At 69.3% G+C, this 11,831-nt stretch carries 12 protein-coding genes; 5 read left to right on the top strand and 7 right to left on the bottom strand.

Annotated features, from left to right (window positions below; all coding sequences use genetic code 11):
* Window positions 1-19: 19 nt before the first annotated feature.
* The 4 genes from HUA78_RS14145 to HUA78_RS14130 form a co-directional block, all read right to left on the bottom strand.
* Entirely contained in the window at window positions 20-280 is a 261-nt protein-coding gene (locus HUA78_RS14145) for a phosphopantetheine-binding protein (protein ID WP_141640877.1), read from the bottom strand.
* The gene (locus tag HUA78_RS14140; protein ID WP_141640878.1) at window positions 267-1,046 is read right to left on the bottom strand and encodes a 1-acyl-sn-glycerol-3-phosphate acyltransferase; all 780 of its coding nucleotides are present in this window, start codon (window positions 1,044-1,046) and stop codon (window positions 267-269) included. The genes HUA78_RS14145 and HUA78_RS14140 overlap by 14 nt, the downstream gene beginning before the upstream one ends.
* Complete coding sequence (locus HUA78_RS14135) at window positions 1,039-1,770, bottom strand: beta-ketoacyl synthase chain length factor (RefSeq protein ID WP_217442465.1); 732 nt, start codon at window positions 1,768-1,770, stop codon at window positions 1,039-1,041. The genes HUA78_RS14140 and HUA78_RS14135 overlap by 8 nt, the downstream gene beginning before the upstream one ends.
* Before the next feature lie 653 nt (window positions 1,771-2,423).
* The gene (locus HUA78_RS14130) at window positions 2,424-2,972 is read right to left on the bottom strand and encodes a response regulator (protein WP_254614464.1); all 549 of its coding nucleotides are present in this window, start codon (window positions 2,970-2,972) and stop codon (window positions 2,424-2,426) included.
* On the opposite strand from HUA78_RS14130, the gene HUA78_RS14125 reads away from it, so the two are divergent.
* Window positions 2,971-4,275, top strand: a complete 1,305-nt coding sequence (locus HUA78_RS14125) for a sensor histidine kinase KdpD (protein WP_174476479.1) — start codon at window positions 2,971-2,973, stop codon at window positions 4,273-4,275. The genes HUA78_RS14130 and HUA78_RS14125 overlap by 2 nt on opposite strands.
* Here HUA78_RS14125 and HUA78_RS14120 read toward each other — a convergent pair.
* The gene (locus tag HUA78_RS14120) at window positions 4,187-5,518 is read right to left on the bottom strand and encodes a DUF4105 domain-containing protein (protein WP_174476478.1); all 1,332 of its coding nucleotides are present in this window, start codon (window positions 5,516-5,518) and stop codon (window positions 4,187-4,189) included. The two genes, HUA78_RS14125 and HUA78_RS14120, sit on opposite strands and share 89 nt — an antisense overlap.
* Window positions 5,519-5,679: 161 nt before the next feature.
* Here HUA78_RS14120 and HUA78_RS14115 point away from each other — a divergent pair, with 161 nt between their 5' ends.
* The 3 genes from HUA78_RS14115 (at window position 5,680) to HUA78_RS14105 (ending at window position 7,406) form a co-directional block, all read left to right on the top strand.
* On the top strand, window positions 5,680-6,201 hold the full coding sequence (locus tag HUA78_RS14115; protein WP_174455091.1) for a hypothetical protein: 522 nt from the start codon (window positions 5,680-5,682) through the stop codon (window positions 6,199-6,201).
* 278 nt (window positions 6,202-6,479) lie between these two features.
* Window positions 6,480-6,830, top strand: a complete 351-nt coding sequence (locus tag HUA78_RS14110; RefSeq protein WP_141640884.1) for a hypothetical protein — start codon at window positions 6,480-6,482, stop codon at window positions 6,828-6,830.
* A gap of 177 nt (window positions 6,831-7,007) precedes the next feature.
* A complete protein-coding gene (locus tag HUA78_RS14105) occupies window positions 7,008-7,406 on the top strand; it encodes a four-helix bundle copper-binding protein (RefSeq protein ID WP_217442464.1) in 399 nt (132 codons plus the stop codon).
* 65 nt (window positions 7,407-7,471) lie between these two features.
* On the opposite strand, the gene HUA78_RS14100 is transcribed toward HUA78_RS14105, so the two are convergent.
* Both HUA78_RS14100 and HUA78_RS14095 read right to left on the bottom strand, forming a co-directional pair.
* A complete protein-coding gene (locus HUA78_RS14100; protein ID WP_174455093.1) occupies window positions 7,472-8,044 on the bottom strand; it encodes a GNAT family N-acetyltransferase in 573 nt (190 codons plus the stop codon).
* Entirely contained in the window at window positions 8,028-10,997 is a 2,970-nt protein-coding gene (locus HUA78_RS14095; protein WP_174476477.1) for a tetratricopeptide repeat protein, read from the bottom strand. Before HUA78_RS14095 ends, HUA78_RS14100 begins: the two co-directional genes overlap by 17 nt.
* 31 nt (window positions 10,998-11,028) lie before the next feature.
* Between HUA78_RS14095 and HUA78_RS14090 the strand changes: the two genes are divergently transcribed.
* On the top strand, window positions 11,029-11,730 hold the full coding sequence (locus tag HUA78_RS14090; RefSeq protein ID WP_174455095.1) for a sigma-70 family RNA polymerase sigma factor: 702 nt from the start codon (window positions 11,029-11,031) through the stop codon (window positions 11,728-11,730).
* Window positions 11,731-11,831: the final 101 nt, after the last annotated feature.

Genomic DNA, 11,831 nt, shown 5'->3' with positions numbered 1-11,831 from the left:
GAATGGGTGGTGCGGGTCCTCAGGACTTGCGGTGGGCGCTCACGAAATCCGCGAGGGCGCGCACACTGGCGAAGTGACGGCGGTTCTCCTTGGAGTCGCTCGCCAGCGCTACCCCATAGGCCTTCTGGAGCGCCAGGCCGAGTTCCAGGGCATCGATGGAATCGAGCCCCAGCCCCTCGACGAACAGCGGCGCCGCCGGGTCTATATCCTCCGGCTTGAGGTCCTCGAGGTTCAGCGTCTCGATGACCAGCTTCTTGATTTCCTGCTCAAGCGCCTGCATGGCGTTGTGTCTCCGTGGAGAAGTAGTCGTGCAATCTCTCGGTGAGATGGCGGGCCGCGAGGGCCTCTCCGTGCGCCTCTTCGACCAGCGACGACACGCGAATGTCGTCTTGAACCACGATGTTGAACTTCATCCGGGTGGGGGCCACGCGCCACCACGGCATCCCCTTGGTGAGCGCCATGGGCGCCACCTGGATGGTGACCGGGGTGATGTCGCACGGGCCTCGCACCGCGATGTTGGCCGCCCCGCGCTGCAGCTTCATGGGGCCGGACAAGGGCGTGCGGGTGCCCTCCGGGAAGATGATGAGGTTGTTGCCCGCCTTCACGGACGCGATGCAGGCCTCTACGAGCTCCGGGCCGGAGTCATTGCAGAGGTAGCCGGTGGCCTCGATGGGGCCGCGCATGAAGGGGTTGTTCGCCAGGCTCGCCTTGACCACGCAGTCCGCGTTGGGCACCAGCGAGATGAGGAACACGACGTCGATGAGCGTGGGGTGGTTGGCGAGGATGAGCAGCCCGGGGCGCGCCAGCTTCTCCACGCCCTCGACGCGGTAGTCCAGGCACCCCAAAAAGTGCATCAGCCCGACGAAGAAGCGGAACGAGTGGTGCACCGCCAGCCGGGCCAGCCGGGTGCGGCGCGGCCTGTCGCGGACCAGGAGCGACAGCAGGGGGAAGAACAGCAGGCGCAGCGCCAGCCCCCCCACGCCGAAGGTGGCGAAGGAGATGCCCGTGGCGATCACCCGCCAGCCGCGCTCCAATCGCTCAAGCATCGCGGTGCCACCGCCAGAGTCGGGAGCCCGTGTGGTGCTCGAAGCGCGCCTCGCCGGAGACGAGGAAGCGCAGCACGGAGAGCTCCTCCGGCAGCGGGTCCACGGACGCCCGCTCCGGTGCGCCCTCCGAGGCGCCGCAGGTGAGCTGGTAGGTGGGGCCTTCTCCGGCCGCCCGCACGCTGCAGGCCCAGGCGTGCGGGAGCGCCACCTGCTCGGGGAAGTGCGCGAAGGGGGCGGGGCGGGGCTCGTCATAGACGACGACGAGGACCTCGGGGGCGCCCTCGGACAAGAGGCCGCACGCCTCCACGAAGGCCGCCTCCACCGTCTCCGCGCCCGCGGCCACCGCGCTCTGCGCCGTCAGGTCACCCCGGGCGATGGAGTACAGCGCGCCAATGGCGTTGTGCACCGACAGGCTGAAGGACGTGGGCGACAGCGGGGTGGCCTGGGCCAACTGCTCCAGCAGCTCCACGGAGCGGCCCATGTCCCCGTAGCGCGACGCGAACACCATGGGACACGGAGGCGCGTCCGCCTGGCACGAGTAGGCCGCCTGCAGCGCGATGCGACCCAGCCGGTCCACCCGACGGCGCATCATCGCCGGCATCTCGGTCAAGGGCGGGGTGCCCTCGGCCGGAAGCGGATGCGGCTGTGAGAGCCAGGACCGCCAGGCGTCTTGCCCGACAAGCCCGGGAGCCCACGCGGCCCAGTGGTGGACGGAAAAAACCATGATGGCAGGGAAAAAGGCGGATGCTGCGTGCGGCGGTCCTCTACCAAAGCATCATATACGAGACAATTGGCTCCAATGAGGATTGCCTCGGAGGACGAGCCAAGGGGCCTCCGTATTCACTCGGCCATGCTACGCCGCGCCCGCACCGGGCCGAGAGGGGTGGGGCGGCGGCCGCGCTCGCATGGCCGGAGGGGAAGAAGCCGCGCGGCGCTGGGATTCGGAGCCGTGACGCCCGCGATTCCACCCGGAACGCAGCGCTCATTCGCACGTGGCGTATGCGGAACGCCAGGGTGCAGCAACGCTGGGTGGTAGGGGGTGGGATTGGCCTCTCGCGGATTCCCCCCGGTCGGTTCCTACCCGGGCGCTGATGGTGGATCTCCGGGCAGGTGCTTCGTGGGGGCTCATCGCTTCCGCCAGGATGGAATCGCGATGGGGTTGTGGCCCGTGAGGCAACGGACCGGGCCAACGGGTTGTCCTCGGGGCCACGCGTGGGTGCTCGCGCGGGAGTGATTCGCGAGGCCGCTCGTGGGGGAGAACGCCGCGTCGCGTCCCTGGTACGCCGCTTGAAGATTGTGGGCGGGAGCCGTTCGTCCCAGGGAGCGCAGGTGATTCGCCGGAACGCCGGACCGGAGGTAGCCGCGAGGAGGCCCGACTCAATCCCGGGCGTTGAGAATGTGTTGGAGGAGCTGGCGGGAAATCTGGAGCAGCTTCGCGGCGCCGCGCACGCTGCCTCCGGACCTGGCAAGGGCCTCGTCCACGAGGGTGTCGCGGACCAGGCTCTCGAAGTGATGCAGCGGCACCTTGCCGGCGCTCGCCCTCAACGCGGGGCCCAGCTCCGGAGGGCCTGACAGCGTCTGGGTCCACACGGCTTCCAGCCGCGCGAGGTCCAGCGGCTTGGGGACGAAGGCGCGCACGCCACTGGCGGCCAGTCGGAAGGCCTGCTCGGCCGTCGCGCTGCCGCTGATGGCAATGACATACGGCAGGGGCTCCACCGCGAGCAGGTCATCCAGCAGGGAGTCGCTGGTGCCGTCCGGAAGGCTGACGTCCAGGAGCACCGCGTCGGGAGGTTGGGTTCGCAGCACCTCGCGCGCGGCGGCGAGGGTGGTGACGTGCGTGATTCGTTCAGCGCGGGATTGCAGGACGTCTTCGAGCACGCGCGCCAGGCTGACCGAGTCCTCTATCAGCAGGAGGTGTTGGACCATGGCCATACAGGAAAGCATAACACGCAAGGTCCTCACCGATGCGTCCAACGACGGCGAAGTGCTGGTGAGCGCGGTGCGCATCGTCTTCTGCGCGCTGGTCATGGCGCGCTTCCTGGCGTTGGGAGGCGTGGCCGCGGATGGGGGCTGGCCGGCCGCGGTGCTGGAGCTGGCCTTGTTGCTTTCGGGCATGACGCTGTCCGTCGTCGCGTTCTGGGCGGGACGGCGGCGACTGTTCGGTCCGAGGCTGCTGGTGGCCTCCGCGCTCCTGGATGCCGTGGTCGCCCAGGGCACGCTCCTGTCCACGTTGTTGTGGCATGGCGACAGCTACACCGGCCTGTTGCGGATGCCGGACCCCTCCGCCGTCATCGCGGTGGTCTTCATCACCGCGTTGCGACTGTCACCTCGTGTCGCCTGGGTGGGCACCGGCGCGAACCTGCTGCTCCTGGGGGGACTCGTCGCCCTCGACTTCCGGTTCAATGCCAGTCAACTGACGTATGGCGTTTCGGAGGTCGCGCTGCTCGTCATCTTCGTCGGCAGCGCGGGGAGCGTGGCCGCGGTCGCGTGTGGCGTGGCGCGCCGGATGGTCCTCAAGTCCGGTGCGGAGGGGGTGAGGATTCGTCGGGCGCGCACGAACCTGAGCGTCATCCTGCGCGAGCACCACGATGCGCGGACGCTCCTGTCGGCGGCGCGGCTTCGCGCGGACCTGCTCCTGAGAGACCCGGGAGGCGCCTCGTGCTCGCGGCATGTGCAGGGGCTGGCGTCGGACCTGCGCGAGCTGTGGGAGTTCGTGGAGAGCGTGAAGTCACGCGCCCTGGGCGAGCTGGCGATGATTGACGAGGCGACCCCCGTCGAGGTCTCCGCCACCCTGCGCAACGCGGCCGCCGTGGTCCAGACGCGCTACTCGCATGTGCGAATCCTGCTCGGGCCCGGGGCACCGGAGGGACAGGGGCCGCGCGTCTGGGTGGTGGGCGGCGAGCGGGGGCTGGCGCACGTGGTGACGAACCTGCTCGTGAATGCGTGTGAAGGGGATGGGCAACGTGGCGCCGGCACCGTCCAGGTGAGCGTCGAGCCGGAGGGCGGCACGCGGAACATCCTCCTGCGGGTGAGTGATGACGGGCCGGGCTTCCGGGCGGGGTTGCTGGACGGGGCGCGTCTCACGGGAGGCACGACGAAGTCGGAGGGCTCGGGCCTGGGGATGCGGCTGGTGGGCGGGCTCATCGAGGCGAGTGGAGGGTCGCTGCGCGCGTCGAATCTCCCGGAGGGTGGGGCTCGGGTCGAAGTGATGCTCCTCGCCGGTGGGTGAGCGTCTGGGGGGCCCGCCACCGCTTCACGTGGACGAGCGCCAGTCCGATGTTCGCGGCGAGCAGGACGGTCATCGGCTCGAGCGTGTCCTGGTGTGACGTGGGCGACAGCTTGAGCAGCACCGCCAGCAGGGAGCCGAGGGCGAGCACGCCGACGCAGTGACGTGCTCGGCGCTCGGCGCGCTCATTCCCCCAGGCGATGCCCAGGCCGAGCGGGAGCAGCGCGAGTGAGAGGGGATGGGCCAGCCACTGGTTCTCGTTGAGGCCGAAGTAGGGGTGCTCGGAGCCGAGCATCAGGACGAAGCCGATGGCGCCCGCCGTGCCGAGCGTCGCGCCGATGAACGCGTGGTACAGGCCGAAGGTGATTTGGAAGGCGCACCGGTGCGTGTGCGCGCGGGGCACCGCGAGCAGGACCATCACGCCCGCCACGAGAAGGGCGAGGAGCCCTCGCGTCAGAGAGGTGGGGCCTGGGGCCAGCGGGGGAGGAATGGTGGTGGTCAGGTGCTCATCGTGGCTTCGCCTCACGAGCGGAGTCGAAGTGCCCAGTTCGCTCATGAAGGAGAACTCCGCGAGTGCCCGGGCCAGCTCCAGGGGAAAGGCGGCCTCCTCCCACCGGGTCATCGGCGCGTCCACGTCGTCGTTCAGCCAGAGCATCAGCGCCCACTGGAACAGCGGGGTGTCGCGGGTGTAGCGGCGAAGGTGCTCGCGGTGGGTCAGCGCGGCGGGGCCCGCGAGCCGGGCGTGCAGCGCTCCGCCCAGGGCGTCGTCCAATGCATCGCGCAGGCGCGTCGCGCAGTTTCCCCGCAGCGGGTCATACGCGTACTCGCGCGTCTCGGGATTCACGTCGCGTTCGAGGCGCGCGAGGAGTCGGCGTCGCTGCTCCACGGACAGGTCCAGCTCCTGGAGGAAGATGGAGCGCCCCCGCGCGCGATAGAGGAAGAACGAATGCTCCACCGAGAGCCGGGCGGCCCAATAGGTGGGTCGCTCCAGGAGGTAGCGCACCTCGGCGGCGGGGCCATGGGAGGTCACGCCATAGCTGTAGAGCGCGACCTCACCCAGCCGCGTATCCTCGACCCAGAGGGCGCTGTGTCCGAAGCGCTCCTGGACGTATGTGCCGGGACCGAAGGTCACCACCTGGATGCGCAGCGCCTCCGGCTGTGCGCCGAAGTCCTCGGCCGTCGCGGCGAGCAGCGGTGTGCTCCAGAGCAGCCCCAGGAGCAGGGGGAGTGTCGCGAGTCTTCCCATGCTCGCGAGGGTTCCACTTCGCCGTCATCCGAGGCAGGGCAAGAAATCTGGCAGTGGGCAGGTTCCTGGCTTCGCGGCACCTTGGCTTCGCTTCGTGAGCGACGTGGCCCCTGGGGCCGCGCCATGCCCACGAGTGTGACCCACCCCTAGAGGAGACGACGATGACCGCTGCCCTTTTCCCCACTGCGATGACGCCTCGCTTTGGTTCGAGCCTGATGGCGATGCTTGCCGCCGCCGTGCTGTTCCTGCTGCCCGGAATGGCGCACGCCGACGATGGACTCCGTTCCGTCACCCGGCTCCGCATCACCGTCGCCACGGGCGGAGACGACCTGCGCAATGCCAGCCACGCGGTGGCCGCGATCAAGTACGTGGGGCTGTCCGGCAACCAGCTCACGGCCAGCATCAACCTGAACAACGGCGCGCGCTGGCCCGACTGGACCTCGCACACCGTGACGATGGTGACGCCCACGGGCATGCTGCTCGCCAACCTCGTCGAGTTCAGCATCCAGTTCACCTCCGGCCAGCCGGACATCTTCGCCACGGGTGACAACTGGAACATGAACGCCATCACCGTGACGGCCGTCCTCGATGACGGGACGGAGGCCGTCATCATCCAGCAGGCCGACAATTACCTGCACCGCTTCTGGAGCGACCACGACACGCGTTGGGCCACCGCGCTCTAGCGCGACCCGGACCAGGAAAACATCCTGTCCGCGCGCGACGCCGGCCCTCCCCAGGACTTTCGGGGGGGCCGGCGTTTTTCCGTCGTCGGGCCCTAGCGCGGCGCCCGCGTCGCGGTGCGGGGCCGCGTGCGGGTCGCCGGCCCGCAATCGCGTGTCTCGCATCGGGTAGCGAGGGTCCCTCCGGGGTGCATTGCCGCTCCGACGCTCCGACGACAGCTTGGCCGCTCTCATCAGCCGGCATCGGCTGCACGGCCCCATGCGGGCAGGAGCGTCACGCCATGTTTCAGGTCCTCGCAGGCATTCTGGCCGCGGCGGGTGTGGCCGGGTCGAACCCGGTCTCCGAAGCCGCCCCGGACGCGTCCGCTGATGCCGAACTCGCCAGGGCTTGCACAACGTTGACGGCGCCCGGCGGCAGGAAGGCGAGCGTGTGCAAGACGTGGACGGCCACGGGCGGCGGCTACTACAAGGGCACGTGGTCCACCAGCAGTCATGGCAGTGGCGTCAAGCTCCAGTTCTACGCCGATGGGTGGGTCGTCAACGCCGCGTGGAATGGCAGCTACTCGGGCGTCGCGCGTTTCCATCTGCGGCTGTGCAACACCAGCTCCGGGCAGTGCTCGGCCTGGTTCTAGCCACGCCCCCATCCTCATGAGCAGGCGGCCCGCGCTGACCACCGCGAGCACGTCTGGTCGCCAGTCATGGTGCCCAGGCCCTGTCTCTCCGCTTGCCCCTGGGAAGCCCTCGCGGACGTTGTGAAGCGCCCTGTCGCTCCCCACCTGTACGCGAACCCAACGCACGGAGGTTGTCGCATGGCTCAGGTGGAATCCCAGAAGTTCCAGATGCAGCCGTTCCTCGTCGGCGCGAACAATCAACTCACGGATGACATGCGCGCCTGCATCAGCAACTGCATGTCCTGCGCGGCGGTGTGCCTGCAGACGATGACGTACTGCCTCCAGAAGGGCGGGAAGATGGCCTCGGCGGACACCATCCGCCTGATGGAGGACTGTGTGCAGATGTGCAAGACGAGCGCGGACTTCATGCTTCGCGCCTCGCCGCTGCATCCGCAGACGTGCGCTGTCTGCGCCGAGGTCTGCGAGCGGTGTGCCGTCGCGTGCGAGCGCATGGCGGACGACGCGGTGATGAAGGCCTGCGCGGAGTCCTGTCGCCGCTGCGTCGAGTCCTGCCGACGCATGGCGAAGATGTCCTGACGTCGCGTGCATCACGGGCCGGCCGCGCCGCTGTCGGGGCGCCGGCCGGAGCCCGGATCGGCGGGCTACGCGGAGGGCTCGCTCCAGTCCCAGGCGACGATGGCCCACTCGTCCGTCGCGTCGCGGTAGGTGTGCAGCGGCTTGAACCCCACGCGCTCGTGGGCGCGCAGGGAGCGGGTGTTCCGGGTCGCGACCTCCGTCACCAGCACGTCGAAGCGCTCGCGGTACAGCTCGCGATGCCCGGCATAGAGCTGGTCGAACAGCCCCACGCCCCGGTGGGCCTTGTCGATGCAGATCTGCCCCATGACATAGAAGCGCTGCTCACCCAGCGGACGGCCCTGGTAGTCCAACGTGTCCAGCAGGTCGAACATGGGGACGAGCACGGGCATCAGCGAGCGGCACTCCCGGGGCATCGTCAGCGCGTAGGCCACGAGCTCTCCCGCGTGGCTCGCGATGATGCTGGGGGCCAGGGCGTGCATCCGCTCCAGGGCCGACACGTCATGCTCCACGGTGACGAAGCCCTGCGAGCGCATCTCCTCCGTGCTGATGGCTTTCGGCAGGTTCTTGCGCTGGAGGTCCAGGATGCGCGCGAGCTCCGAGGGGCTGCGCACCGGTGTCACGTCATAGGGGCTGGCCATGCGCCGGAGGATAATGGGGACCGGGTTCGCGTGTCTCGGCTTCGCTCGGAGCCTGGCGGGGGCCCGGCGCGCGATGGGTCGCCAGCCACTGCTCGACTTCCTTGACCTGCCGGGCTCGGGGCTTGGGGAAGCGGTGGTTGTATTCCTGCGCGGCGGTGGCGAGCTGGCGGGCCCGCTCCAGGCCGTTGGACGTGCTCATGAGCGCACGCGCGAGCGAGAACCGGGCATCCGCGAGGAAGTCGTCGTTCTTGGTCGACGTCTGTTTCTCGTAGACCGTCACCGACCGCTCGAGGACGGGAATGGCTTTCTTCGGGGCTCCGAGCCCCTGGTAGTCATCGCCGATGCCGAGCAGGTCGAGCGCCACCATGGAGTGTTGGGGGCCCAGGCTCTTCTCGTTGATGAGCAAGGCGCGCTGGTGATGCTTCAAGGCCTCCTCGAAGTGCCCCAGGGAGGCCAGCGCGGTCCCGAGCCTCGACAGGGAGGAGGCGACCTCGGGATGCTCGGGGCCCATCACCTTCTCGCGGATGCGAATCGCCCGCTGATAGTGCTGGATGCTCTCCTCCGTGCGCCCCAACTCCAGCAGGAAGCCGCCGATGTTGTGAAGCACGCTGGCGGCGGGCTCGCTCTCCTCGCCATAGGCGCCCTGGTGGATGGCCAGGGACTCCCTGGCGTATTTCAGCGCGCTCTCGGAGTCGCCGACCCGGATGCTGAACACGGAGAGGTTGCCCAGGACGGTCGCCAGATAGGGATGATTGGGGCCGTAGGTCTTCCGGTAGATGGCCTCCGCCTCGAGCAGGTAGCGCAGGCCCTCCGCGTGGCGATTGAACTCATGGAGTGCGTGGCTCATCGTGAGCAGCGCCGTCCCGAGCTCGGGTTCGTTCGCGGTGTAGACCTTCCGGGCGAGCTCCACCGCCTTCTCGCTCGCGGCCAGCGCCTCCGCGGGGCGGCCTCGGGTGCGGTGCAGGCTGGCGAGGTTGCGGAAGTACATCGCCTCGATGCGTGCGTCTTCGCCCAGCCGCTTGAGGGCGGCTTCCGCATGGGCCGGGGCCACGCCATCGGGGTCCACTTCGGGCCCCACCAGGCTGATGAGCCGGATCATCCCCGCCCAGGACTCGGCGGCCTGGCGGTCATGACGGCTCGCGGTGGCGACCTGGATGGCGTGGTGCAGGGTCTTGATGGCGTCGCGGTAGGCGAGGTTCTTTCCCTGGGATTCGGCGACCAGGTCCAGGACCTCGGCCTCCAGGGGCCCGTAGCCAATCTCGTGCGCCTCGCGTGCCACCTCGGTTGCGAGCGCCAGGGCGGGGGCCAGCTGGCCCGCGGTGAGCTTCGCGCGGACCTGCGCGCGCTGGGCGCGCACGGCCTCCATGTGTTTCTGGCTCGACTCGTCGGTGGGCGGAGGCTCCGGTGCGGCGAGCGCGGAGAGGTTCGCGCAGACCGAGAGGTTCTCCAGGCCGTGCGCCATGCGCGGCGAGTTCTGGATGACCTGCGTGTCCGCGGTCGCGAGCGTGTCCACCACGGCGCCCAGGTCCTTGAGTCGCTGGTCCAGGCAGATGACGCGCCGTTCGAGCAGGCGTTCGGTCTGCTGGCCCTTCACTCGCGTGGCGACGCAGGCCTCGTGACTCGCCGCCACCCAGTTGCGCGCGAAGCCGTCCAGGGTGCGCTCCACCTCGCTCCAGGCTCCGGCGGCGTAGGGGAGGGGGCTGCTCTTGAAGACGGTCTGGACGGTGGCCTTGCGGGAGGCGTCCCAGATGCCGATGAGGGACTGCTCGCTGCCCGCGCAGGGGTCTCCGGAGGTGGAGCGGTGAAGGGCCGCGCCACCGGCGAGGAGCAACAAACCCGCGCTCGCGGCGAGCACCGCGCGCCGCCATTTTTCTCCCGGGGCATGGCCGAGCCTGCGCAGCAGCGCCTCCATGGAGTCGTGGCGCGCGTCGGGTGACGCGGAGAGTCCCTGGAGAATCACCTGATGCACCCAGGCGGGAACATCCGAGCCCTGCGGCGGGCGCGGCCCTGGCTCGGGAAGGGGGGGCTCCGGCGTGGCGTTCACCACCGCGGCGGGCCTGGCGAAAGGCCGCTTGCCGTAGAGCGCTTCATGGAGCGCGACGCAGAAGCTGTACTGGTCGCTGCGCGCATCGGAGGGCTCGCCGCGCTTCTGCTCGGGAGCCATGTACGCGGGAGTTCCCAGCACCATGTCCGAGCGGGTGTGCCACTCGGAGCGCAGGGGAACGGGAGACGAGGAGCCCGGAGGCGTGGGCGTGTCGTCGATGCCCTCGACGATGCGCGCCAGTCCGAAGTCGGTGATGCGCACGCGGCCGTCCTTGCCGACGAGCGCGTTGTCTGGCTTGAAGTCGCGGTGGACCAGTCCCTGGGCATGCGCGGCGGCGAGACCGCGTCCCGCCTGGATGAAGAGGCTCAGTGTCTCGCGCCAGTCGTTGCGTCCCTTGCGAGCGCGGATGTGCGAGCGCAGGGTGGTGCCGTCCACCAGCTCCATGGCGAGGAAGACGTGCTCCCCGAAGCGGCCCACGTCGTGGATGGTGATGACGTTGGGGTGGATGACGCGCGCGGTGGCCTGGGCCTCGCGCAGCAGTCGGGCCTGCGCGCGCTCCAGGTGGGCGGGGGTCGTCGAGTCGATGCGAATCAGCTTGAGCGCGACGCGACGGTCCAGCTCCGGGTCATATGCGGCGTGGACGACGCCCATGCCGCCCGCTCCGATGCGCTCGAGCACGACGTAGCGGCCCAGCAGCGCGCCGCGCTCGAGCCAGGAGAGCGGGGGGACCGACGAGGAAGGGGACGGAGTGGACGAGCCTGCTTCCCCGTCCTCCGTGCGGGCCGCCTCCCCTACGAGTGCTCGACAGGAGGCGCAGGAATCAAGATGCTGCTCCACCTGGTGCGCGGCTTCTGCGTCCAGTTCACCCTGTGCGAAGGCGAAGAGTCGTCGCGTCTCGAGGCATTCCATGACGCGAGGACGATAACCGACGTGGGCGGTCATGACGATGAATGGCACCGACCATGAAGTAGACGTGTCTTTCGCGCGAGCCTGCGCTCGCGGTGATGCGCAGGCCCTTGCGGAGTTCGAGGCCCGCTACGTCCCACAGCTCCGAAAAGCGTTGCTGCACCGAGGAATGGAAGTCTCGGTGGTGGACGAGGCGCTCCAGGTGCTGCGCGTGAAGCTTTTTCTTCCCAGCGGTGATCGCGCTCCGCGAATCGCGGATTACGAGGGAGAGGGCACCCTCTTGGCGTGGCTCCGTGTCGCGGCGCTGCGCACCGCGCTCAACCTGATGCGGGAGCGGAGGATTTCGTTCGATCTGGACGACTCCAAGCTCGCGGAAACGAGCGTGCCGGAGGTGGACGCGGACCGGCGGTTCATCCAGGAGCACTATCGCGAGGACTTCGCGGCGGCGTTCCAGGAGGCGCTCAAGGCGCTGGAGCCGCGCTCACGGACGCTCCTGCGCCTGCATCTGGTGGAGGGGTTGGGGACGGCGCAGATTGCCCGCGCGTATCAGGTGGACCGGTCCACGGTGAAGCGGTGGCTGGCGCAGTCGCGGGAGCGGCTGCGTGATGATGTGCGCCAGCGCCTCGCGGCCCGACTGGGCGAGGACACCCAGGGGCTCAGCAGCCTGCTTCGCGTGCTCCAGAGCCAATTGGACCTGAGCATCCGCAGCGTCATGCGAGACGCGACGCCCACCTGAATCCCTTCAGGGGACTTGCTGGCGAAAGCGCTGGGAAACCAGGGGGTTGTGGCGCGGGTGGAGATTCTCTCGCGAGAAATGCGCCACCTGTTCGCGGGCCG

It is taken from the genome of Myxococcus sp. CA033, from assembly GCF_013336625.1.
In the GTDB taxonomy this organism is placed as follows: domain Bacteria; phylum Myxococcota; class Myxococcia; order Myxococcales; family Myxococcaceae; genus Myxococcus; species Myxococcus llanfairpwllgwyngyllgogerychwyrndrobwllllantysiliogogogochensis.
This window is presented reverse-complemented; position numbering and strand designations above follow the sequence as displayed.